Annotated in this window: 21 protein-coding genes; 9 read left to right on the forward strand and 12 right to left on the reverse strand. The window is 38.7% G+C overall.

Translation table 11 applies throughout. The annotated features are described in order from the left end of the window. The first annotated feature begins 2 nt into the window (after positions 1 to 2). Positions 3 to 665: an SCO family protein gene (locus IEE83_RS20665; protein WP_194122407.1), complete on the forward strand. Its 663-nt coding sequence runs from the start codon at positions 3 to 5 to the stop codon at positions 663 to 665. A gap of 24 nt (positions 666 to 689) precedes the next feature. Next, positions 690 to 1,103: a c-type cytochrome gene (locus IEE83_RS20670; protein WP_194122408.1), complete on the forward strand. Its 414-nt coding sequence runs from the start codon at positions 690 to 692 to the stop codon at positions 1,101 to 1,103. Here IEE83_RS20670 and lptC read toward each other — a convergent pair. The 3 genes from lptC to IEE83_RS20685 are packed head-to-tail and all read right to left on the reverse strand — an operon-like array spanning position 1,100 to position 3,744. After that, entirely contained in the window at positions 1,100 to 1,684 is a 585-nt protein-coding gene (gene lptC / locus IEE83_RS20675) for an LPS export ABC transporter periplasmic protein LptC (RefSeq protein WP_194122409.1), read from the reverse strand. The two genes, IEE83_RS20670 and lptC, sit on opposite strands and share 4 nt — an antisense overlap. A gap of 16 nt (positions 1,685 to 1,700) precedes the next feature. After that, positions 1,701 to 2,996, reverse strand: a complete 1,296-nt coding sequence (gene bamG, locus IEE83_RS20680) for a BamG family beta-barrel-assembly machinery protein (protein ID WP_228101908.1) — start codon at positions 2,994 to 2,996, stop codon at positions 1,701 to 1,703. Further along, a complete protein-coding gene (locus tag IEE83_RS20685) occupies positions 2,980 to 3,744 on the reverse strand; it encodes a type III pantothenate kinase (protein WP_310588539.1) in 765 nt (254 codons plus the stop codon). Before IEE83_RS20685 ends, bamG begins: the two co-directional genes overlap by 17 nt. A 415-nt stretch (positions 3,745 to 4,159) precedes the next feature. On the opposite strand from IEE83_RS20685, the gene rho reads away from it, so the two are divergent. The 4 genes from rho (at position 4,160) to IEE83_RS20705 (ending at position 8,153) form a co-directional block, all read left to right on the forward strand. Next, positions 4,160 to 6,025, forward strand: a complete 1,866-nt coding sequence (rho, locus tag IEE83_RS20690) for a transcription termination factor Rho (RefSeq protein ID WP_194122410.1) — start codon at positions 4,160 to 4,162, stop codon at positions 6,023 to 6,025. Between the two features lie 133 nt (positions 6,026 to 6,158). After that, positions 6,159 to 7,052 carry an OmpA family protein gene (locus IEE83_RS20695; protein ID WP_194122411.1) on the forward strand — a complete coding sequence of 298 codons (894 nt, stop codon included), beginning with the start codon at positions 6,159 to 6,161 and terminating at the stop codon, positions 7,050 to 7,052. A 28-nt stretch (positions 7,053 to 7,080) separates the two neighbouring features. Then, positions 7,081 to 7,590 (forward strand): helix-hairpin-helix domain-containing protein, encoded by a 510-nt coding sequence (locus IEE83_RS20700; protein WP_194122412.1) that lies wholly within the window; start codon positions 7,081 to 7,083, stop codon positions 7,588 to 7,590. 38 nt (positions 7,591 to 7,628) lie between these two features. Continuing rightward, positions 7,629 to 8,153, forward strand: a complete 525-nt coding sequence (locus IEE83_RS20705) for a helix-hairpin-helix domain-containing protein (RefSeq protein WP_194122413.1) — start codon at positions 7,629 to 7,631, stop codon at positions 8,151 to 8,153. Between the two features lie 75 nt (positions 8,154 to 8,228). On the opposite strand, the gene htpG is transcribed toward IEE83_RS20705, so the two are convergent. After that, positions 8,229 to 10,067, reverse strand: a complete 1,839-nt coding sequence (htpG, locus tag IEE83_RS20710) for a molecular chaperone HtpG (protein ID WP_194122414.1) — start codon at positions 10,065 to 10,067, stop codon at positions 8,229 to 8,231. 247 nt (positions 10,068 to 10,314) lie between these two features. On the opposite strand from htpG, the gene IEE83_RS20715 reads away from it, so the two are divergent. Then, on the forward strand, positions 10,315 to 10,866 hold the full coding sequence (locus tag IEE83_RS20715) for a hypothetical protein (RefSeq protein ID WP_194122415.1): 552 nt from the start codon (positions 10,315 to 10,317) through the stop codon (positions 10,864 to 10,866). Positions 10,867 to 10,933: 67 nt separating this feature from the next. Here the strand turns inward: IEE83_RS20715 and IEE83_RS20720 are convergent, their stop codons facing one another. Further along, positions 10,934 to 11,635 carry an MCP four helix bundle domain-containing protein gene (locus IEE83_RS20720; protein WP_194122416.1) on the reverse strand — a complete coding sequence of 234 codons (702 nt, stop codon included), beginning with the start codon at positions 11,633 to 11,635 and terminating at the stop codon, positions 10,934 to 10,936. A gap of 154 nt (positions 11,636 to 11,789) precedes the next feature. Then, positions 11,790 to 14,303 (reverse strand): TonB-dependent receptor, encoded by a 2,514-nt coding sequence (locus IEE83_RS20725; RefSeq protein ID WP_228101909.1) that lies wholly within the window; start codon positions 14,301 to 14,303, stop codon positions 11,790 to 11,792. A gap of 326 nt (positions 14,304 to 14,629) precedes the next feature. Here IEE83_RS20725 and IEE83_RS20730 point away from each other — a divergent pair, with 326 nt between their 5' ends. Continuing rightward, entirely contained in the window at positions 14,630 to 15,364 is a 735-nt protein-coding gene (locus IEE83_RS20730; protein ID WP_194122417.1) for a DUF6962 family protein, read from the forward strand. Between the two features lie 84 nt (positions 15,365 to 15,448). Here the strand turns inward: IEE83_RS20730 and IEE83_RS20735 are convergent, their stop codons facing one another. From IEE83_RS20735 to IEE83_RS20760, 6 genes are all read right to left on the reverse strand, one after another. Beyond that, the gene (locus IEE83_RS20735; protein WP_194122418.1) at positions 15,449 to 16,084 is read right to left on the reverse strand and encodes a peroxiredoxin; all 636 of its coding nucleotides are present in this window, start codon (positions 16,082 to 16,084) and stop codon (positions 15,449 to 15,451) included. Positions 16,085 to 16,670: 586 nt separating this feature from the next. Then, a complete protein-coding gene (locus IEE83_RS20740; RefSeq protein WP_194122419.1) occupies positions 16,671 to 18,011 on the reverse strand; it encodes a sigma-54-dependent transcriptional regulator in 1,341 nt (446 codons plus the stop codon). A 163-nt stretch (positions 18,012 to 18,174) separates the two neighbouring features. After that, entirely contained in the window at positions 18,175 to 18,903 is a 729-nt protein-coding gene (pgl, locus tag IEE83_RS20745; protein WP_194122420.1) for a 6-phosphogluconolactonase, read from the reverse strand. A gap of 10 nt (positions 18,904 to 18,913) precedes the next feature. Then, a complete protein-coding gene (gene zwf, locus IEE83_RS20750) occupies positions 18,914 to 20,419 on the reverse strand; it encodes a glucose-6-phosphate dehydrogenase (protein ID WP_194122421.1) in 1,506 nt (501 codons plus the stop codon). Between the two features lie 12 nt (positions 20,420 to 20,431). Then, a complete protein-coding gene (gnd, locus tag IEE83_RS20755) occupies positions 20,432 to 21,844 on the reverse strand; it encodes an NADP-dependent phosphogluconate dehydrogenase (RefSeq protein ID WP_194122422.1) in 1,413 nt (470 codons plus the stop codon). A 626-nt stretch (positions 21,845 to 22,470) separates the two neighbouring features. Next, a complete protein-coding gene (locus IEE83_RS20760) occupies positions 22,471 to 23,025 on the reverse strand; it encodes a YcxB family protein (protein ID WP_194122423.1) in 555 nt (184 codons plus the stop codon). Positions 23,026 to 23,339: 314 nt separating this feature from the next. Between IEE83_RS20760 and IEE83_RS20765 the strand changes: the two genes are divergently transcribed. Then, positions 23,340 to 25,400: a BatA domain-containing protein gene (locus IEE83_RS20765; protein ID WP_194122424.1), complete on the forward strand. Its 2,061-nt coding sequence runs from the start codon at positions 23,340 to 23,342 to the stop codon at positions 25,398 to 25,400. Positions 25,401 to 25,503: the final 103 nt, after the last annotated feature.

Raw genomic sequence — 25,503 nt, forward strand, 5'->3', positions numbered from 1 at the left:
ATATGAGTAGCATAGGAAATATTGGTTGCAAGAAGTTAATTATCTTTTTTGTGCTGATAGGATTGATATCAGGTTGTGAAAGTGGCAGCAAGAAATTACCAATATTAGGAGAACGCGATTGGGTCACAAAAAAAGTGGATGGCAAGGAAGTCACAGATACCATTTATAATGTTATTCCTCCTTTTACTTTTACGAACCAATATGGAGATACAGTAACGGAGAAAATTGTAGAGAATAAAATTTATGTTACCGATTTTTTCTTTACTACCTGCCCAACTATTTGTCCGGTTATGAAAAGACAAATGGTAAAAGTGTACAAAGAATTCAAGGACAATCCGGATGTAATGATTCTGTCTCATACGATTGATCCGGAACATGACACGCCCCAGGTTCTGAATAAATTCGCAAAAGATTTGGGTGTTGAAGGAAAGCAATGGCAGTTTCTGACCGGGCCAAAAGAAAAGATCTATGAAATTGGACAGAAAAGCTATTTATCCGCTGCACAGGAAGACAAAACCGCCGAAGGAGGATTTCTGCACAGCGGAGCCTTTATTTTGATTGATAAAGAAAAACATATTCGCGGCATGTACGATGGAACTACTGAGGAAGGAACTCAGAAACTGATTCAGGGAATAAAATCATTATTGGAAGAGTATAAAAAATAGAGTGCCCTGCGACACAGTAAATTCATGATAAAGAAAGTAATATTTGCCCTATCCGCTTTCACAGTATTCTCATGTCAAAGTGAACAAGAACTAAAAACAGAACAGTATTTTGCGGAAGGTTATCAAATTTATACAATGAATTGTGCCAACTGCCACCAGGCAGACGGCAAAGGAATGGCTAACTTGTATCCACCTCTGGTTGGATCCAAAATTATTCATGATAAATCTGCCATGGCTTGTATAATGAAATATGGCATGAAGGGGACGATTACAGTCAACGGTAAACCATTTAACCGCCCGATGCCTGCTAATGCAAAATTGCAGGAACTCGAAATTGCAGAGGTCATTACTTATGTAAATATGAAGTGGGCCAAGGACAGCGTTTACACGCCGATTGCTACCGTAACAAAAGCATTAACCGCCTGCAAGGAACATTAAATATCATTGAATTTCATCTTGAATGTGCCTTTCCGGAATTTTATATGTGAAAAATCCTGGTCAGCATCCATTCCGTTTCCGTTGATTACATCCTTTGTAACGATGTTTTTTACGGAAACAAACTTGTCCGTAAATACCTTTCTGGTATCAGGGCTCCATGTCAACTCCGTTGTAGTAAGTAGTTCCTTTGTCTGAGATTTTACTACCCTCACATTTCCCTTGACGATGTAGACGTTTTGTCTCTGGTCAAATCTGCCAGAATCAGCCCTTAATTTTGTTATAACGGTTACGCCCAGCGGATCATAAAAATCCACATTGATTGTGTCCGGAAAAACTTTGTCATTATTCTGGTAATGAAGCTGTAATGGAGTTTTCAGGAATACTTTCATTAAGCCTTGTTCGCTATATTTAATTTCGACATTATTGGTAATGTCAGTTGGGCCTGTGTATGGCTTGCCGGCTTTTTTTTCATTTGGTTCGCAGGCAATAAAAAAAAATCCGGCAAGTGCCAGAATACAAAAAGGAGATATGAATCTATCTCCTTTTTGAAAGTACTTTATTATGAAGCTATTAGCCAACATGTGTACAGGCTGATTTCTAATCAAGTTTTTGTTTTTCAAACCATCTTTCTCTTAATGTCAAACCAAGTACAAGGCGTCCGTATCGTTCCCGAACCATATTTGTTCCCAAAATCCCGCGCTGCCCTCCAACCAAGGAAACTGTAACAAAATTCTGATATCCGCGTCCCATCGGTAAAGTAAAACCAAGACTGACATTGGTATCTTTTATATTTTTTTCATTAATCGAATAAGGCGTATTGCCATGGCTAAATCCTACACGGTACCTGACATTATCAAGATAACTTAAAGAACCGAAACGAGGTGTGTACTCAACGCCCAAATGAACCCGGTCAACATCTTTCAATCCGTCATTACCCAGAGATCTGTCATAATTTCTGTATCCCGTCCATCCCTCATGGCTATAATCCGCAGCCAGTGTAAGTTTGTATGGCCATTCGAAACTAAATCCTACCTGATACGTTGCAGGAAGCTGTATGGTTCCCTTTCTGTTTTTAACGAGAGTGTCAGGCGTAATTACAGGGAAAGAACTTTGCAGCAATTCAAACGCCGTTGTTCTTTCTGCATTCAGTTTCGTGCCAACTCCATAAACTCCCCCAAGATTCAGGTTAAGCTTATTATTCTTTTTAATCGGAATTCTTAATGCCGCACCGCCACGGAAAGCAATATCTTTGTAAACAGTGCGATCACTTACACTCACCAGATAACCGGATCCGTCTGCAATACTGGCTTCTGATGCTGTTCTAACATTACCAAAAAAGTAAGACGCTTCAAGACCAACGCTTAAATAACGTCCAATTTGAACGGCATTTGTAAAAGAAGCTTTGTTTACACCACCTTTTCCGTTAGTTGTATAATCGGCAGTATAAGGTGTACCCACAACATTTCTTACATCCTTATTCTGAAAATCAACAAAGCTGTAAGGTTTTACACTGATACCCAAAGTCCAGCGAGGTGCTACCGGAAAAGCCAGAGCTACATAGGCCAGATTTCCACCTGCGTTACGCTGACTATTTGAACCGGAAACAATCTTCTTATATTGTCCTATTCCACCAAAATCAAGAGTTGTATATTTATTTCTTACCCATAAGGCAGGGTTAAGATTATTAATTTCAAAGCTACTGGCAGAACTCACGTTAGTTTGTCCCATTCCCGAAGATGCTGCAAAACCATCATTATAAAGTTCACCCATACCAAGAGATGAATATGGTGAATTTCCTAATCCCTGTGCATTAACTTTTGATATTAAGGCCGAACAATTGCATCCGAGCGTAATTGCTATCGTGAGTAATCCTATTCTATTGTAGAGCGACATTATATGTTAAAATTCTGTTCAGTCCTATTAATACCAGTTCCGGCACTGCAAATATGGGCGGTTTCAGGCTACTTTCAAAAAATGGTACGTCTCCGCCGCATATTACTACGCACAAAGATGGTATTTCGTTTCGGTACCTGTTAATTATTCCTTCAATCTCGGCCAGGGTACCATTCATAACGCCACTTTGAATAGCATTTTTTGTACTTTTTCCAATGAATTCCGGATCTTTTTCAGGGTCAAACAAAGGAAGTCTTTTTGTAAACGTATGAAGTGCATTAAATCGCATCCGGACGCCGGGAGAAATTAACCCACCTCTAAAAATCCCTTGCTGATCAACCATGTCATAGGTAATACTTGTACCCATGTCAATCACCAGCACATCTTTTCCCGGAAACATCCAGTTTGCACCACAGGCTGCTGCAATTCTGTCGGCTCCCAACGTATGCGGTGTTTCATAATCCTTTTGGACAGGAACAGTCGTAACGCCAGTCAGATTTAAAACCGGCACATCGCGATCCAGCGCTTCCAAAAACTCATTCAATGGCCGGTTTACGGACGAATATATAATACGTTCGGGCAACTCTGCCCTTATCAGATCAATGAGTTCCGTAAAACCCAGCCGTGTTTCATAGCGGATCAGATTATCCCCTGAAAACCATCCAATCTTGGAATAAGTATTGCCCGAATCGACTACTACATTCATATTCCCACAAAAGTCCTCTTTTCTTGGCAGAAATACTAACATTTCTAAAAGACGGCACCGGATCGTTCAAAATTTAACATAGATTAAGGTTTTTTGGCAAATAGAGAAAGAAGCATTTGGATTTAATAAAAACACTTTGTACCTTCGTTTTAAGTAAAAAACACCCCTGTATTATTCCGTTATGTCTGGCGCCCGTTAGCTCTCAAAACTAGCGAGAACAAATACTCTAAGAAATTATTACACACTACTTTTTCTATTAAATTGCAAAATTTCCTGGTTGATCCATCTTAAGTTTATCCTGTTTGGCACGTCTTTATTAAGGCTTGACAAATAAATATATCCACGCATCAATGACCATCACGTGACCCGAGACCTGCGTTCTCCTATCAATTTTCCATCTATATTCACTATCCCATTAATCATCTGGTAAAGTTTATCTTTACTGTATATTTTCTGTATGCTTACAATTGATGAATTGAACCTTAAGCTTTTATCGGAGCTGAAAGAAATAGCGGGAAAAAGCGGCATTCAAGATTATGCCAAACTTCCCAAAAAAGAATTAGTATCAAGAATTATTGCACAGCAAAATAGTGCTCCGGAGCCTGAAAAGGTTGTTGAAGCAGATTTGGCTATTGATTCTGCTGCTGGTGATGAGCCTAAGAAAAAAAGAGCCAGACGTATCGAAACACCTGTTGCCGCCAAAGCAATTAATGTTCGTACCAATAAGCCAAGAAAAGAAATAAACAGCCCGGCTCCCACTCCACTTTTTGACAACACACCAAAAATTACGGAGACGCCGGTAGTACCTGAACCAGCTGCGACAGAATCAGCTCCTGCTGCTGTTTCTGAGCCAGTTAAAAGATATGAAGCGCCTGCAAGGAAATTTGATAATCAAAGAAAATCCGAAGTTATTTCTAAAAACAAGGATTCTGCGCGTGAGCTTGATTCTATTGAAGATACACTTGATGACCTGGGGCGTGAAGAGGCTGCTCCGGTAGCTGAAACTACGTCTCTAAATGAAAGTTCATCGCAGGCCGACAATACTGAAACTGCTCAAAGTGCTCCTGTAAATACAGGTGCAACGGAAGAAAGACCAGTACAGCAGGCAGGAGAAAACCACGAAAGACATCCGCAACAAAATTCTTCTCCAAGAGAAGATCCTTCCAATAAAATCAAACGTAACTATAATAATTATGTCCGCGAATTTGACGGTTTGATTATCAATGAAGGCGTTTTGGAGATTATGCAGGATGGCGGCTATGGCTTCCTTAGATCAGCTGATTACAACTATCTGGCCAGTCCGGATGATATATATGTTTCGCCTTCGCAGATAAAATTATTCGGTCTTAAAACCGGTGATACTGTAAAAGGTCAGATTCGCCCACCAAAAGAAGGGGAAAAATATTTCGCTTTACTTCGAGTTGAAACCGTTAATGGTAAAACAACTGAAGAAATCAGAGACCGTATTCCTTTTGAATACCTTACGCCTCTTTTCCCGGAAGAATGTTTAAGATTAAGCAGCCGTCCGGATCAGTATTCTACCCGTATTCTTGATCTTTTTGCACCAATCGGAAAAGGACAGCGCGGCATGATCGTTGCCCAGCCCAAAACGGGTAAAACGGTTCTATTGAAAGAAATTGCCAATGCGATTACGCGTAATCACCCGGAAGTATTTTTACTTATTCTTCTGATTGATGAACGTCCTGAGGAGGTTACAGATATGCAGCGCAGTGTGCGTGCAGAGGTAATTGCATCGACTTTTGATGAACAGGCTGACCGTCACGTGAAAGTAGCCAGCATTGTGCTTGAAAAAGCAAAAAGAATGGTAGAATGCGGTCACGATGTAGTTATTCTTCTGGATTCTATCACCCGTTTGGCCCGTGCATATAATACCGTGGTTCCTTCTTCCGGAAAAATTCTTTCAGGTGGTGTGGATGCCAACGCTTTGCACAAACCAAAACGTTTCTTCGGAGCGGCCAGAAATGTTGAAAATGGCGGATCTCTTACGATTATCGCAACTGCATTGATCGATACAGGTTCAAAAATGGACGAAGTTATCTTTGAGGAATTCAAAGGTACTGGTAACATGGAATTGCAGCTGGATCGTAAACTTTCAAACAAACGTGTATTCCCTGCTATCGACGTTATGGCATCAGGAACACGTCGTGAAGACTTATTACTTGACAAAGAAACACTCAAAAAAGTCTGGATTTTAAGAAAACATATGTCCGATATGAATGCCATGGAATCTATGGACTTCCTGCTCGACCATATGAAGGGAACCAGAAACAATGAAGAGTTCTTGATATCAATGAACCGATAAAAAAATGGCCCGGATACGCTTGTATCCGGGCCATTTTTTTAATTAATCGTTTGTTGCATACTGTTATAGAGGAATTATATTGTGACCGAATTGAATTTTTCAGTCAAAAAGTAAATTAATCCCTACAACACATATGTCAAACAACAAAACAATTTGGTGGTTATTACTTATTGGCTGGATGGCTGGCTCAGCTTACTGGCACGTTTGTAAAATCAAGCTCTTATGCGACGCACCACTTACAACCTCAACTGTTATTTCAAAAACAGCCCCTGTGATTTCACCGTTAACAATCGTCGATGGAACTGAGCTAAATTTGACTTCTTCCGGAAATTTCGGATTTGCAAAATCTGGTGCAGACGCGAATTTCAATGGCGTTCAGGCAGAAATTGATTCTCTGGCTTCATTTGCTATGGCTAATCCTGGCAAGATTATTACAATTACCGGCTCCTACGCTTCCCAGGAAACCAACGCGACTTCTTTTCCTAATCTTGGAATTGCACGGGCAGCGGCTATTAAAAGCTATCTGACAAGTAAAGGTTTACCGGATTCCATTTTTGTTTTGAACGGCCAGCTCAACGATGGTATAGTATTTAGTCCGGATTCTCTTCACGGCGGTATTGACTTTGCATTTACAAAAAAGGTCGCCGTTACGGAAAACGATCTTGCCAATGAACAGAAATATGAAAGTATTTTTAAACCGCTGGATCTTTATTTCCCCGCTGACAGCACAGAATATATCAAAACAGATGAAAACCAGAAATTCCTGGTAGAGGCTAAAAAGTTTTTATCTGAAAATAAAGATAAAAAATTACTTTTGACCGGTTACACAGACAGTGATGACAGTGCCGAATGGAATCTCAAACTTTCAAAAAAGAGAGCGGAAATTGTAAAGGCCAAATTTGTTTCGCTGGGCGTTCCTGCCGACAGGATTTCTACGGATGGCAAAGGTGAAGCGGATCCTAAGGCTTCCAACGATACACCGGAAGGAAAACGTGCCAATCGCCGCGTAACCATTGTTGTTCAATAGCCATTTATTACTCAAAACACATTATAACATGTTTGAATTAAATCCTCTTGCAAATCCCGATGCTTTGTGGCAACATATATTGATGCTCGTTGTAGCGGCAATTCTCGGATATATTATTGGATACGTAACCGGTAATTCTGTTATTACCGAACTGGAAGATCAATTGAACCGTCTGGAAACTGATCTGGAATATTGTAACAACCAAAAAACAGCACTAAAAACTTCATCCAATTCAATTCGGGAAAGTTTTTCAGGCATACCTGTGGCTACGGAAAAAGTACAGCATGACGATCTGAAAATAATTGAAGGAATTGGCCCCAAAATTGAAAGCATTCTGAAAGGGGCCGGTATACATTCTTTTTATCAGTTAAGCCAAAAAACGCCTGACCAGATTTCAGCAATTCTTGCAAACTCCGATTCCCGATTTCAGGTGCACGATCCGTCCACATGGCCACGTCAGGCTGAACTGGCTTCAAAAGGAAACTGGGATGAGCTAAAAGCATGGCAGGACCTGCTTAATGGAGGCCGCGAAGAATAGTTAATTGATCAATCTTTAAGATAACGATATAAGAAATCATGATGATTTTACAACTCAATCCATTCAGTAAGCCTGTTGCTATAACTGAAATATTAATATTGCTGATCATCGCAACTTTTGTTGGCTGGTTGATCGCGCGTCTCATTACTAACGGACGTATACGAGTACTCCGTGAATCAATTTCCGAGAAGAAACTTGAACTTGCAAATTGTCGTGCGCAGCAACGTGAATTTACCTCTGCTCAGCCTACACTTGTTGGCAAAGCTGCCAAAACAGTTTACCCAACTGCTGTACCTGCTGACCCGACTAAGGTTGATGATTTTAAAATTATTGAAGGGATAGGACCTAAAATTGAGGAACTTATCAACAAGGAGGGGATTTACAGTTACGAACAATTGTCTAACACCAATCCGATAAGATTATCCAATATCCTGAAAAATGCAGGACCTCGTTTCCAGATGCATGATCCAAGCAGCTGGCCTCAACAGGCAAAACTTGCCAATGAAAAAAGATGGCAGGAATTACAGATTTTGAAAGACAAACTTATTGCCGGCAGACAATGATTTTTTAGCATTTTGTAATAACAAAAAAAAATCCGCTCTCGTAATGAAAGCGGATTTTTGTCTTTTCTATTTCAATTACAAACCAACAACTGTACGTTGGATAAATTGTGTTAAATCACTTCCAACCAAAAGTCCTTGTGACAAAAGTGCCAGGTCATAAACCTGTTTCGCCAAAGTCTTTTGATCTTCTTCATTTTCAGTATTCAAAATTCTACCGATAATCGGGTGATTCGCATTAACTGAAATTGTATACATCAATGGCATATTTCCGAACATCGAAGGTTGTCCCGAAGAGGCCTGCATATCTGTCATACGACGCATAAATTCAGGGAATGTAATAACAACAGGCAATTCGTCAACCGGCATTGCTTCAATCTGAACATTACCAGTTTTACTGTTTACTACTTCTTCAAAGATTTTTTTGGCTTTATCAGATTCTTCTGTTGAAAGAATGCTTTCCAAAGTCACATCTTTTTCGATAAGCTTGTCAAGTGTATCTGCATCTACACGTTTTACCTGGATTTTTTCAACCTTTTGTTCCAATGCATTGATAAAATGTGAATCAATAACACTGGTTAAAGAAAGAACATCATAACTGCGTTTTTTAGCAGACTGAATGAAAGCATCCTGTTTCTTTTCGTCGGTTGTATACAACCAAACCTGTGTATCATTTTTGTCGGTCTGATTTTCTTTAACGGCTTCTTTATACTCTTCAAAAGTGAAGAATTTACCATTAACGTTTTTCAGCAAACAAAAATCTTTCGCTTTCTCGTAGAATTTCTCATCGCTGATAATTCCGTATTTCACGAACAATCCGATGTCATCAAATTTACCTTCGAAGCCGGCACGATCATTTTTGAAGATTTCGGATAATTTATCAGCTACTTTACGGGTAATGTATCCGTTGATTTTCTTCACATTACCATCCGCCTGAAGATAACTTCTTGACACGTTCAACGGGATATCCGGAGAGTCAATAACACCGTGTAACAACTGAAGGAAATCAGGAACGATATCTTTTACCTCATCCGTAATAAATACCTGACGGCTATAAAGCTGGATTTTTTCACGTTGTCCCTGGAAATCGTTTTTCAATTTCGGAAAGTAAAGAACCCCGGTCAAATTGAAAGGATAATCTACATTTAAATGGATCCAGAACAACGGATCTTCGCTGAAAGGATAAAGTTCTTTGTAGAATGCGATATAATCTTCATCTTTCAAATCCGATGGATTTTTTGTCCAGATCGGACTAGGATTGTTGATGATTTTATCTTCAAATTCAATCTGAATCGGTAAAAACTTACCATATTTTTCAAGAATTCCTCTCAGACGACTTTCATCCAAAAACTCTTCTGAATCCGCAGCAATGTGAAGAATAATATCAGATCCGCGATCCGACTTTTCGGCTGACGTTAATTCATATTCGGTCGATCCGTCACATATCCAGCGAACGGCCTCTGAACCGTCTTTGTAGGATTTTGTGATGATTTCAACATTTTCTGCAACCATATAGGCAGAATAAAATCCAAGACCAAAATGCCCGATTATTCCTTTGTCACCTTTTCCGTCTTCACCTTTGTCTTTGTATTTTTCAACAAATTCGGTAGCACCAGAAAAAGCGATCTGATTGATATATTTTTTAATCTCATCAGCGGTCATACCGATACCGTTATCGCTGATTGTAATGGTTTTAGCTTCTTTATCAAGCTTAACCACCACTTTCAAATCTCCAAGTTCACCGTTAAACTCGCCATAAGATGCAAGTTTTTTGATTTTCTGACTTGCATCAACAGCGTTTGAAACTAATTCGCGTAAAAATATTTCGTGGTCCGAGTAAAGGAATTTTTTAATTATCGGAAATATATTTTCGGTATGAATGCTAAGATTTCCTTTTTCCTGAATCACTGATTCCATAATTTCTCTGTTTATTGAATATTATATTTTAGAATTATTTTCTGCTTTGCAATACCGCATAAAAATTTGCGTTCCAATAGGAATTATGACGAAAGCAGTCTGACAGATTGTCAGCACAAAAACGCTTGTATTCATATCATTTTGAAGTTGGTTACTGCAAGGCTTTTTAGTAATATTGCGTTCTCTACATTTTATAAAAAATAAATATTTTGACAATCAGTTATTACTGAAACACGAATTAAAAACCATGAATCTAATTAAAAAACTATTTGTCGGCCTGGCACTTATCGCAGCAATATCGGGCTGTGCTACTACGAATTCAATTCCATTCACAAACTATACTGTGTTCACCGAAGATCTGCGGAAGGATCTTGAAAATGCAGGGATTCCACTGAGTAAGGTTCAGTTTTTCAATGACAAGGCGATTACTATCCGCAGAGAAGTAAGTGATCCAAATGACATCAAGGTAAATCCCGAAGGAAAAATTAGTATTAATAATGGTAAAAGCATTCAGACGATCAATGTGCGTCTTTTTACGCCGGGTGTAGCACTTGGCTCTACCAGCGGGACCATTTCGGTTTCCTGGGATGACACACAGACAGATAAAAAAGGGATGAAATTCAATTTGAGTGGACAAAATTACTTCCTTGATATTTTGCCGAACAATAAGTTTACTTACAAAGACCGCACATTTGACCTTCAGTCCGGAAACGGAACGCGTCTTTTTGTTAGTAAAGATTTGTTGAAACAGGTAAGCAATCAGCGTGAGACTTTGAAAGGCCGTAAAGTAGGTCAATAAAATCTACAAACAAAAACGAGGGATATTGATGTTAGAGCATCAGTATCCCTCGTTTTTGTTTGTAATACTAATTCAAATGAAAGTTTTGACCTTTTGTTTTTAAAATATCCGGTTTATTGATGATCCGGGAATTTTTGATCAGAACCAAAATAATCAACCCTAAAATCACTGCAAGTGCGATTTGCAAAAACGACAGTATTTCAAAACCGGCAAAATCAATCCTGGATTTCTGCATAAGCGTATTTCCTACCTGCGACTGAATTTTGGCAAGTTCGTTAAGGTGGGCAAGTGAATTTTGAAAAGTTAAAACTCCGACTCCTTCAAACATTTCTTTCGCCTTTGCAGAATCACCAAATCTATGCTCGTCAATTATTTGCTTTTCCAGCAAAATATAAGCCTCTGCCATATCTCGAAAATTGGCAAGGATCCTAGCTTCTTCTTCTATGAGATACGTTTTTTCAAAAGCAGTGGTTAAAGAATCCAGGTTTTTATTATACCGATTTAACTGCAAATCAATGGTAGCATTTTCAATGTGGTCTTCTGAGAAAAGATATTTTTCCAGAGAAAGCCGTTTGTTGTACAAATTTTCAGTGAGATAAATAATCGTCGTAGCCGGAATAAGCCGATCCTGATAGATTGAAGAAAATGATTTGTCAATTCCTTCTATATTATTTCTGGACAAAACAGTGCCTAAAATTATAGTAACCATAATGCCTCCAAGAAGTAAACTTGCTTTAAATTTTTGCTGAATAATAAATGACCATTTCATGGCATACTAATTCAAATGAATACTAATCTATTTCAATATACGAAATCATAACCATCCCGTAAGATTTCAACGGTTATATTAAAGAAAGAAAACTTATAAACAAAAAAAGACTAACCCGAAGGTTAGTCTTAAATAAAATGTTCTTTGAAATATCTTAATTATTCTCTCCTCCTCCTTTTACATCCGAATTGGAAACTGAGCGAGTTTTACGTTTTGGCGCATCAAAACTCATTTTTCCAATAGTATAGTTAAATGTTATTTTGAAATTCCGGTTGTATAATTGCGTTTGGCTGGTTTGTGCAAAAATCGGTGATTGAAGATCGGAAGTGAACCTTACTCCTTTCGTCATAAAGTTTTCAGCACCAAAACCTATGCTTCCCTTTTTGTTATTAAAGTCTCTTTTGAAGCCAAGCGAGTACATATAAAATCCGGTTCTCGAACCTTGTAATTGTACTTCCTTACCACGATAGAAAGCGAATGCCTGTAATCCCCAGCCTTTTTTCAATGAAAGCTGAGACATAATCCTTCCTCCATAATTAAATCCTGAATTACTGACAGCTTCCGAAACCCCTTCTGCATTGGTTGTCTGCCCCTCCATATGTGACTGCAACAAATCAACACTTCCATTCAGTGTCCATTTCGAAGTCAGGTACACGTTGGCAAAAACGTTGGCTCCATAAGCGCGCTGCTTTCCGATATTTTCGTAGGTAGTAACAATTGCACCGGCAAGCGTATCAATGGTAGTACGCACCTGGGTGATAGAATTATTTGTATTACGTGCGAAAACCGAAACATTTAGATAAGTCTTCTTAATATTGGTACTCAAACCTGCTTCAAAATTATTGGTTAGCTCCGGACTCAGTGAAGGATTTCCCATACTGATGCTTTGCGGATTGGCAATGTTCACGTTTGGATTCAGCTGTTGAATTCCGGGACGCTGCAATCTTCTGTTATATGCAACCTTAATTGTGGTTGCGTCAGTTATATTTTTAGAAAGGTTTATGCTCGGAACAAGATTACCATAACTAGGAATTGAAATCTTGCCTTTATCACCCGCATCAGCGCTAATGCCGGTATATTCATAACGCGTACCAGCCTTGATCGTGTATTTATTTTTTGTGGTCAAAGAGTAAGAAACATAACCGGCAGCAACATTCTGGTTATAATTTAATGTTCCCGACGGATTATCCGGATTGATTGTAAAATCCCCGGTTTCACCGGCCATCAGATATTTGTAATCGCTGCTCACCTTACGGAAAATTCCCTTGGCTCCGAATTCAAGCAATTGATTTTTTTTGATTGGGGTCTGATAATCAGTTTGAAGTGTAAATTCATTGTTGTAATTACCATTCACGTTTTTCAGTCTGCTACCAACATTTCCACTCGTATTTAGAATATCAGTATTGAAATTATTGGTCAGATTAGTATGGCTATAAAGTGTTGAGAAGCTCCATTCCTGCTGCGGTTTGAAAGTACGTACATAGTCAACGTTCATATCAATGGTTCCCGATAAGTCTTTGCGATCTACTTTACGCCGTGAATTTGCAGTGGCGACAGAATTCGTAAACTGATCAATGAACAGATTTTGTTTCTGAATGAAGTTACGTGTACCATATCTTACGCCGGCAGAAAGTGCCTGATTTTTCCCAAGATCATAATCAAATCCAAGAGAATACTGTCCGAACAAACCTCTGTCTTTGGCGTTAGAATTTTGTTTGGTTGAAAAAACATCACTACCTGATTTTGTATCCTGATCCAGTACAGACGTAGCTTTGTTATAAAACGCACGGCCAAATCCACCCAGAGTAAACCCCATTTTTCCTTTTCGGTAACTACCATTCAGGCCCAGGTTCGTACCACGATTACCTACTCCTGAATCCACATTCAGGGTTAAACCTTGCAAATTATTCTTCTTGGTAATGATATTGATAATACCGCCTGAACCTTCCGCATCATATTTTGCCGATGGTGAAGTAATAACTTCAACAGATTTGATCATATCGGCAGGAATCTGTTTTAATGCATCCGCAACGTTACTTGCTATGATCGTTGAAGGTTTGTTATTAATCAATACGCGAATATTGGAACTTCCACGTAATGAGACATTTCCGTCCAGATCCACTGATAACATCGGTACCTTCCTCAAAAGATCAGAAGCGTCACCGCCTTTTGAAGTAATATCTTTTTCAGCGTTATAAACCAATCTATCCACTTTTTCCTCAACCATCGACTTTTCACCTGTGATGGTAACTTCATCAAGCGTTTTGGTATTGGCAGACATTTTAATTGTTCCAAGGTCAACGTTCTTACTGTTTTCCACAGTTACATTTACAGATTTATCTTTAAATCCGATAAACGAAAACAACAATTTGTACTTTCCCGCGGCAACACCGCTTATTTCAAATTTTCCTTTTTCATCCCCTACCGCTCCGTCAAGTACCTTGTTATCCGAAAAATTGACCAAAGCCACACTTACAAACTCAACCGGTTTTGCCGCGACTGAATCAGAAACGATTCCTGAAATTTTTGAATTTCCCTTTGGAGTCACCGAAGCCGGTGAATTAGTTGAAGGAGCCAACGGGCCTTGCGCCTTACTTAAATGTGCCGAAAAAAATAAAATAAAGGCAAGAGCTGCTACTTTAAAATTCATTAAAAAAAATCTTCTCATGGTTGAATAATTGATTGTCAGGAGGGTCAGTCTATTTTTGAACACATTTCCTGATACAAAGAAATATTACGTGATTCACTTCCATTCAGGAAATAGACCAGCAACTCGATTTTGTCTACCAGTAGTACTTTTCGCCTGACTAATTATACCAGTCAAAAAATCAAACAGTGAAAAAAAACAGCAAATATGATTTTACCGTTACTGGCATAATATTAATAAAGAGTGGTCTAGACTAACGAATGTTGCAGACAAGACCACATTTGTTCTTACTTTTGACAAAATAATTTTCAGTTCAGGTCCTTTTACTCCTATAAGACTTTCTTTCAATGAATGAGGTTATCATAGATTTCAGCAAAGTTCATCAGATCAAACTGTTTGGTATTACCATTCTTGAACCTTCGACTGTAATTTCCAGCCTGCTGATGGCGATTGTCTGCTTTTATGCATTTGTGCATTTAGGCCGACTTGCCCGTGCGCACCGCATGTACAGCCAGATACGCTATTTCTTTTTATTTATGGGGATTGCAACGGTTATTGGCGGCGTTTTGGGACACGGATTTTTATATTTAACAGGACAGCAAGGAAAAATTCCCGGCTGGTTTTCAAGTATGATTGCGGTTGCCTTATTCGAGAGAGCTGCAATTTGGCATATCAAACCGCTCTTAAAACCCAAATTTGGTTCATGGCTCGGATATCTTAATTATTTCGAATTAACGCTGTTTTTTGTTCTGACATTGGTTACACTGAATTTTGTAGTGGTAGAAATTCATGCATTTTACGGTCTTTTCCTCATGTTATTCATGATCGAAATTTATGTTTACAAACACAAAAAAGACCCGGGAAGCGTCAACATTTTTATAGCAACGGGACTTGGTGCAGTAGCGGCCGGTTTTCATGCATTAAAATTCAGTTTCGGACCATGGTTCAATTATAATGATATCAGTCACATTCCTATGGCAGCTTCAATCTGGTATTACTATCAAGGCGCAAGACATATGACTTTTTATGGCACTCCGGTTATTGAACCTGAGGAAATCGAAAAATCGGAAGTAGAAAACTAGAAATATTACGATAAAAAAAATCCTCAAATTTCTTCCTTTCACAGGAAAAAATTTGAGGATTTTTTATTTATCAACCCAAAAAAATTATTTGTTAGGCTGAGGTGTATAGCGAAGATATGGTTTTACGATGCGCAAACCTTTCGTAAATTTCTTTTCTGCATCTTCCGTACTTACAGCCGGAACGACGATCACATCTTCACCATCTTTCCAATCCGCCGGCGTAGCAACAGAATAGTTAGCAGTCAATTGAAGTGAATCGATAACACGAAGAATCTCATTAAAATTACGTCCCGTTGAAGCCGGGTAAGTTAATGTAAGTTTAATTTTTTTATCTGGGCCAATAATGAATACCGAACGAACTGTTGCTTTTTCACTTGCATTCGGGTGAATCATATCGTACAATTCTGCCACTTTTCTGCCTTCGTCGGCAATGATCGGGAAATTAACAACAGTATCATTTACTTCGTTGATATCAGGAATCCAGCGATTATGAGAATCTATATCGTCAACGCTAACTGCCAAAACTTTAACGTTACGTTTTTCAAACTCACCGTTCAAAAGTGCAGTTTTTCCAAGTTCAGTAGTACAAACCGGCGTAAAGTCAGCTGGGTGAGAAAATAATAAGCCCCAGCTCGTTCCCAACCATTCATGGAATTTTATTGGTCCTTGTGTAGTATTTGCCTCAAAATCCGGGGCAATATCTCCTAATCGAAGTGACATAACTAAATCGGTTTAAAATTGAACAGATAATCTACTAATGTTATAGACTTAACACAAAAATAGATAATTAGTTTCAATTAAACAGATATTCTTACTGCTTGAAAAAGAGAAAATTTTAGAGCCAGCTGTTTTGAAATTGATGAAATTTCACTTTTCAAAGGTTTGGATGAAGCCACTAACAATTTTAATTCTGAGTACTAGATTGTTAATTGTTATAATTATTTAAATAAAATTATATAGAAGATCAACCGAAATCCAATTTTAACCTCATTTTAAGTTGGGTTTAATAGTGTTTTAATTGCAACAGACCTTCTTTGATAAAGAAATGTCAGAGATGGCTACACATTAGAAATTCAATTGATTTCTGATTCGTAATCAGCTCTATTTAAATTAAGAAATCAGTTAGTAACTTAGGTATAATTCTGTAATTGAATTGAGAAAATCCTGATATCAAATCAGTTAACAAATGAACACGATTTTCTTTATTATTTAACCTATGCTAATTTGTCAATATTAAAATGCAACAAGTTGTAATTAAAAACGGCCACTAATTAGAGGCCGTTTTTTTTATTCTAACTAAAAATTTTCAATGAATATTGTACTCTTCCAATTTTCTATAAAGCGTAGCGATACCAATTTCCAGCAATCTGGCCGTCTCTGCTTTATTTCCTTTGGCATAATTTAGTACTTTCTGGATGTGCAGTTTTTCAATGCTTTCCATTGAAAAAGCGGATAACTGACCATTTTTTGCTGCTGGTTCCGATTGCTGGATTTCAAATGGAAGACTTTCAATATCAAGCTGATCATCACTTAAAATCACCGCCCGTTCAATCACATTTTTCAGTTCCCGGATATTTCCAACCCATTTATATGTTTCCAGTTTTTTGAGAAATTCGTCTGAGTAAGTCAGCGTTTTCTTGTTCATTTTTGCCGAAAACTGGTTGACAAAAAATTGTAGCAAAGGCTCAATATCCTTCACTCTTTCCCGAAGCGGCGGGAGTTGAATTTGAAAAACATTTAATCTAAAATACAGATCCGACCGGAAACGTTTTTCTTCGCTTTCAACTTTCAAATCACGATTTGTAGCGGCTATCAACCTGAAATTCGATTTGGTAGTTTTGGTATCCCCAAGTTTTATAAACTCATTTGTTTCCAAAACCCGAAGAAGTTTAGCCTGCAATTCAAGTGGCATTTCACCAATCTCATCCAGAAATAAAGTGCCATTGTTGGCCTCTTCGATTAACCCTTTTTTATCCTTATTCGCACCGGTAAAAGCGCCTTGTTTATATCCGAACAATTCACTTTCCAGAATATCTTTCCCGAAGGCACCACAGTTCAGGGCAACAAAGTTTTTCCCCGAACGCTGACTTGCCTGATGAATTCCCTGTGCAAAAACTTCCTTTCCTGTTCCTGTTTCCCCGGTCAGTAATACATTTGTATCATTGGGTGCTACTCTTTGTGCCAGCTCAATGGCTTGCTGAATTGCCTTTGATTTACCAATAACGGACTGAAAGGAAAATTTATCTTCAACCCTTTTTTCCAGTTCTTTAACACGTTTTTGTAATTGTACTTTTTCAATAGCACGGTGCAGCAGCGGAATGATTTTATCATTATCGTCACCTTTAACAATATAATCGAAAGCGCCATTTTTCATGGCCTGCACACCATCCGTGATGTTTCCATAGGCAGTCAGCAGAATAACCTCAACCTGAGATTTTTTCTGTTTGATTTTGGAAACCATATCCACGCCGCTACCATCCGGCAATTTTACATCACATAAAACAACATCAATATCATTAATTTCAACACTTTTCAAACCAGATTTGCAATCACCGGCTTCAAGCACATCAAAGCCTTCGGATTTCAGGATTCTTGCCAAAAGTGCACGAAGTTTTTCTTCGTCATCAATAATTAATACAGTTTTCAAGGCTTTTTTGCGGGATTGAGTAATGGGTCAAATGTAATAGGAATTCGGGAATGCGCCTATTAAATTTAGGGATTAACAATTTCGGTTTTTCAATTATTTTAAAACGAAAAAAGGGAAAGAAGCTTTGTAAAGCGCCCTTCCCTTTTTATTTCTGTTGCGACAATTATGCTTTCAAATCAGCCGCCGCAGCTTCGTCGATAAACCAGTGAAGTTCACCATTTGTTGGTTTGATAACCTGTGATGGATAAGTATCCGGTTTGAAATCTCCTTCCAGCACGTGCTTCAAAGTTTCCGCTTTGCCATTACCAACAGCCAAAAATACAACCGCAGCCGAATGATTGACAACAGGAGCTGTGAGCGTGATGCGGTACATATCCTGAGCTGGCAAAAAGAAAGAAGTTACCCATGCATCTTTTTCATGAATCACCGAAGTTCCGGGGAATAACGACAACGTATGCCCGTCATCTCCCATGCCTAATAATACAAAATCGAAAGTAGTTTCCTCACCCTCAAAATACTGTTTCAATATTTTTTCATATTCAGCAGCAGATTCTTCTGCACCGATATCAGTGCGCATGACATGGATATTTTCAGCTTTCACACCTACTTTATCCAAAAGTTCGTCATATGCCATTTTAGCATTATTACGAGAATCTTCAAAGGGAACTGCTCTTTCATCACCCCAGAAAAAATGTATCTTTTCCCAAGGAATGCTTTCATTGTAAGGTTTGGCAGACAGCAAAGTATAAAGCAACTTTGGCGTACTGCCTCCGGAAAGGACAAAAGTAAAACGATCCTTTTTTGTCGATACTTCTTTGATGTAATTACTGATCCATTCAGCAAGATCTGTGCTTAGCTGTACGGAATCCTTTGCAATATGAAGTTGTCCCATAGTTTTATGTTTAAGCTGATGGTGTATTAATCCACGCATGTCCTTCACGGGCAATCAACTGATCGGCCGCATCCGGTCCCCATGATTCCGGTGCATAATTTGGAAAATCAGTCGGTTTATTACTTTCCCAGTTTTCCAGAATCGGCATAATTACTTTCCAGGCCGCTTCCACCTGATCGCCACGCATAAATAACGTTGCATCACCTTCCATCACATCCAAAAGCAAAGTTTCGTAAGCTTCCGGCGCATGATCTTTTGAGGCATCATCATAACTGAAAGTCATATTTACCGGATCAAGCGTCATCGTCTGGCCTGGACGTTTTACCTGAAAACTTAGGCTGATATCCATTTCAGGCTGAATGCTGATCGTAAGTTTATTGGAATGCCAAACATCCTCCGCTTCTGACGGGAATGCATTATGCGGTGGCGATTTAAACTGCAACGTAATATGCGTAGCTTTCTGATTCAGATATTTTCCGGTGCGGACATATATCGGAACGCCCTGCCAGCGCCAGTTGTCGATGTAGAATTTCGCCGCGGCAAAAGTATCAATCGCAGATTCAGGATTAACGCCTTTTTCCTCACGGTATCCAACAACGTTTTCACCTTTTTTCGTACCGCTTGAATATTGACCGCGTACCGCATGTTCATGTACTTTATCCGGCGCAATACGGCGGATTGCATGAAGCACATCTACCTTTTTATTTCTGATTTCATTGGCATCAAAAGAAACCGGAGCTTCCATTGCCACCATACAAAGTATTTGCAAAATGTGGTTTTGCACCATATCACGCAAAGCACCAGAATTTTCAAAATAGCCACCACGACCTTCCAAACCAACACTTTCAGCGGCCGTAATTTGAATATGGTCAATATAATTACGGTTCCAAAGCGGTTCAAACAAAGCATTTGCAAAACGCAAAGCCAGGATATTTTGTACCGTTTCTTTTCCCAAATAATGGTCAATTCTGAAAATCTGTTCTTCCTTGAACATACCGGAAAGCAACGCATTCAATTCATGTGCACTTTTCAGATCGTGCCCGAAAGGTTTTTCAACCACGATTCGGGTACAATGAACGTCACTGCACAAATTAAGTGCACCAAGTTTTGTTGCAATAGAAGGTACAAGCTGCGGAGCAACGGCCAGATAAAAAATCACATTCGGGTGCTGGCCCCATTCTGCTTCTTTTTCCTTTACCAGATCCGTAATTTTATGATAGGCAGCTGCGTCATCTCCATCCATTTGAAGATAGGAAACGTGCTGACTAAAATCTCCCCAATGTTCATTTTGCTCATCTTTTCTTCTGGAAAACTTTGTAATTCCATCAAGCAAATGACCGTGATATTCTTCATTACTATAAGCACTTCTCCCGATACCTGCAATTGCAAATTTTTCGGGCATCCATTCGTCAAGGAAAAGATTATAAAGTGCTGGTGTTAATTTTCTATAATTTAAATCACCGCTGCCTCCAAAAATAAATAATATAGAAGCGGGCGGTCTCTTACTTGTTTTCATAAAAGTTACTTTTTAATGATTCCATTCCGTGTGGAACGAGCCTGAAACATCAGTGCGCTGATATGTGTGTGCGCCAAAATAATCACGTTGTGCCTGTATTAGATTTGTCGCCATTCTTTCGGTGCGGTAAGCATCAAAATAAGCAAGCGACGACATAAATGCCGCAGCCGGAATCCCACTCAGTGCTGCCTGCGCAACAATTGCACGTGTGTTACTTTCAGCAGATTTTACAAGAGAGGCAACTCCGGAATCCAGTAAAATATTCGAAAGGTCTGGTGATTGTTTGTACGCCTGTGTAAAAGTTTCCAACAAGGTTGAACGGATGATACAACCACCGCGCCAAACACTTACAACTTCCGGCAAAGGAATATCCATGGCAAGTTCTTTGGATGCCTGATAAAGCATAGCCAAACCTTGCGCATAACTTAATATCGTAGCAAAATATAGTGCGTCATGAACCTGCTTTATCCATTCCTCAGTAGAAACAGTAAGTGACGCACCTGATTCATTATACAATGCAGAAGCTTTTACTCTTTCATCTTTATAACCCGAAATCGTACGCATTGCAACGGCAGTATCAATTACAGGAACGGCAACTGGCAATTCCATAGAATCCTGTGAAGTCCATTTCCCGGTTCCTTTCGAACCTGCTTTATCGGAAATTACATCCAGCAAACGCGCACTTGTTTTATCGTCGTTTTGAAGGAAAATATCAGCTGTAATTTCTACCAGAAATGATTGCAACGCACCTTCATTCCATCTTTTGAATGTTTCGTGAAGTTCATCGTTGCTGAGTCCTGCATGTTTCAGTAATGTATAAGCCTCACTGATTAATTGCATAATGGCGTATTCAATTCCATTATGAACCATTTTCACATAATGTCCGGCACCTTCTTTTCCAAGATATGCAACACAAGGTTCACCATTTACTTTGGCAGAAATCGCTTCAAGCAAAGGTTTTACATGACCATAGGCCTCAACGTCACCGCCTGGCATAATACTTGGTCCCGTACGCGCACCCTGCTCGCCACCAGAAACACCTACACCCATAAAATGAATGCCTTTTTCACGCAGATATTTAACCCGGCGCAAAGTATCTGTATAATGGGAATTTCCACCATCAATGATTACATCACCTTTTTCAACCAAAGGCAACAAAGATTCTATCACATCGTCAACCGGTTTTCCGGCTGGCACAAGCATCATAAGCTTACGCGGACTTTGTAATTGCTGCACCATATGTGCAAGATCTGGAACCCCTTTTACGGTAGTACCATCTGTCGCCGCCGCTTCCAAAGCAGCAGTTTTGGTTTCGTCTTTATCAAAACCAATAACAGAAAAACCGTGATCAGCTGTGTTAAGCAATAGGTTTCTGCCCATTACTCCCAACCCAATCATTCCAAAATCGAAGAGGTTATTTGACATAAATTAAGATCTGTTGTAACAAGAAGCCGTAAAAATAGGCTTTTTTCATACTGGTTTTACGATTTTGAAGCTTCTTTGGTTCATGAATGGGGAAAACGTTTGTTTTTGATATTGTTAACAGGCCAGAATTTTTGCGTTTGATGTTAAGATTGAAATAAAAATAACAGTTTAAAATATTGATATACAAATGTTTGCAATTTCGTAATTGGACTATACTATTTTCATCAAAAACAGGCCAGTCAAAAATTCAGATTAATTCATTTAAGATGATTATCTGATGGGATTATGTCACCCATTCTGGGTTTAGGCCTCGTTTATTTCCATCCTTCTATAATAATATCATCCCTTCGGGATTGTTGCTTAGATTTTATATGACATTAAATTATCATGTCGCAGAAAGATCTAATACATAAATCATAATGAAATAAAATTTTGAATTCATGAAGCCAATCCCAAAGGGATGACATTATTATAGGAACAAAATGTCAAAATAATACATAACTCCAATGGGGTGACATAACTAATTTCGATGTTTCCTTCTAAAAATCAAATCCACAACGAAACAAAAAAAGCGGAAATCAGGTATTACCCAATTTCCGCTTTTCATAATTATTTCAAACAAAATACTATTTCTCTTTCAGAAATTCTTTTTGTTTCAATATTCTTTCAAAAACCTTGATATCATGTTCCGAAGTGAAAATTGAGAACGGAAGCTGTACAAACTGGCCTCTTGAAATGATTAATATGTAAGATTCTTCATCTTTATATACGTCCTGAATTTGTTCCCATTTCATAATGCTGCCTTCTTTTGCATTCATTTTCATCAAAATCTGACGGTTGTCAATTTCATATGAAAACTTCTCAAACATCGGTTTGTATTGGGCAAGCTGCGTAATTCCCGTAAACTGGACAACCCAGAACAAGATGTAAAGAATAACAGCAACAAAGATTACAACATAGATCCAGTAGTTAGGATAAAGGCCTGTAAGACTTACAACCGCATTGATAAGAAGCAAAGCAACAGGTAGTAACACCCATTTAATCTGCGACTTAAAAAAATGCTTCATGGCAATCGTAATGTATTTCTTCGTTGGCAACGCATACCTTTTTGTGCGAACCGCTGCCGGATTCGTTGGCATTTGATAAACAGGCTGGTGTTTGTTCACCGATACTTTGGCCATAATTCCTTTAAAAATTAATCAATTTCTTTATTTACAAAAGATTGCCGAACGCCGTGACGATTTGGCAACCACTAAATGAATTACAAAGTTAGAAAAAAGCAGTCGACTTATCAGAAAGCGGACGAAATAAATAGCTTGAAGAGCTTTTAGGTCTTAGCAATTAGCTTTTGGCTGTGGCAAGAAGTAATAAAAAGCAAAAGTTTCTCATCCGATATTTGAAAAATTTACGTTCTTTAAGATATCGAATTCCTAAGAGCCCAAAATCTGACAGCCGATTGCCGAAAGCCGACTGCTAAATAAACATTCAATCATAAATGAGTTTTCTTTTTCCGTCATTCTTGTGGGGTTTACTGGCCATATCGGTTCCGATAGCCATTCATATATTCAATTTCCGTCGTACCAAACGTGTTTATTTTACCAATGTCGCTTTCTTAAAAGCGGTGGAAACACAAACGCGTTCGATCCGGAAAATAAAACACTGGCTTATTTTGGCAGCGCGTACACTGGCGATTATTTGTTTGGTATTTGCATTCGCACAGCCGTTTTTTCCGGGTAAAAATGACGCTTCGGTTGATAGAAAAGGGATTACCAGTTTGTATCTGGACAATTCATTCAGCATGCAAAATGAATCAAATAATAAACGCTATCTTGATATTGCGACGACAAAACTGAATGATCTGCTGGGATTATTTAAAAATGCATCATCATTACAACTCGTTACAAACGATTTTTCTTCTCAGGAACAGGGACTTTATCCGGCTGATAAAATCCGTGACCGGTTTACAACAATCGGACTTTCTCATACGCCTCGTACTTTGGAACAGGTTTACAAGCGTCAGGAAAATCTTGTAACAAAACATCAAAGTGCAGGAAAAAACCAATTTTTCTGGTTTTCCGATTTCCAGAAAAGTACTTCCGGGGATTTGTCAAAATTAAAAACAGACACCATTAACCGGCTTTTTCTGGTACCTGTTCAGGCCGTTGCCGAGAAAAATGTTTTTGTAGATTCTGTGTGGCTGAACACGCCATTTATCCGTGAATTGCAGAACAATATCCTTTTTGTAAAAGTGAGTAATTCTGGTAGCGAAGCGGCTAAAAAAATTGTTTTGAAATTAAGTCTGGATAATACGCAGTCTTCTACGGCGTCGGTGGATGTTCCCGCAAACGGAAGTGCGATTGCTAAATTTAATTTTAACCTGAAAGGAAAAGGCTACAAAAAAGGAAGAATCACGTTCGACGATTTTCCAGTCACTTTCGACAATGATTATTATTTTGTTTTAAACGCCTCGCCGCTCATTCGCATACTTCATATATACGGACAAAAGCAGGATGGCAATTATATTGACAATGTATATGCCAACGACAGTTTGTTTGCATTACAAAGTTATTCATCCCAAAATGTTGATCCGGGTCTGATTAAAAATTCTGATATGGTCGTATTGGAAGGCGTTGAACAACCAGCTGGTACTTTGGCGCAGGAAATTCAGGATTTTGTTCGAAAAGGTGGAAGTCTGACCGTTATTCCACCTTCCCAACCGAATGCCACAAGTTATACTTCACTGCTGCAAAGTTTTGGTATTAATGGCTTGACTTCTGAAAAAAGTACATCCCGTGATTTAATAGCCATAGCCGCGCCAGATCGTAATAACCCATTTTTCAGTGATGTTTTTGAAGAATCGATCCGGCAGGAAATAAATTTAAATCTGCCCTCTGCATCGCCGACATGGAACTGGACCAACGCCGGACAATCACTTTTATCTTTACGAAGTGGCCAACCTTATCTTAACCAGATTTCGGGTGGAAAAGGAAAAATATATTTGTTTTCAGCACCTTTAAATCCGGAATTCGGATCGATGGCGCAACATGCGATTTTTGTTCCGATCATGTACAAAATGGCAGCGCTAAGTGTAAGAGCACAGCGCACAGCTTTTACATTTGATGAAAATCCGATTGCACTAACCGTTACGAATGAAAGCCAGAATACGGTTTACAAATTGAGAAGAAATAAAACAGAATTGATTCCTTCCCAAAAAATCGTCGGCAACCAGCTATTATTTGAAATTCCGCAGGGTGACCAACTTGGTAATGGATTGGATGCCGGATATTTTGAATTGATAAAGGATAATAAAGTTGAGCAGCTCATTGCTTTAAATCATAGTAATGCTGAATCGAAACTGGATTATTATTCACCAGCCGAGCTGAGGAATATCTTTTCCGGGCAAACAAATATTCAGGTTTTTGACAAAATCGATGATGATGCATTTGCCAAAGAATTTCAGCAGCAGAACTTTGGAACGAGTCTTTGGAAATACTTTTTATACGCCGCGCTTTTCTTTTTGTTAGTCGAAATCGGCTTAATCAGGTTTATGAAATGATTTAATATAAGCTATGTAGCTAATCCAATCGCGATTATTGGTGGAAACAGTTTTAAGTTCGCAGTTTTTCCACCAATTTTGCACAAATACAATCGAACTACTA

Source organism: Dyadobacter subterraneus (assembly GCF_015221875.1).
Classification (GTDB): Bacteria; Bacteroidota; Bacteroidia; order Cytophagales; family Spirosomataceae; genus Dyadobacter; species Dyadobacter subterraneus.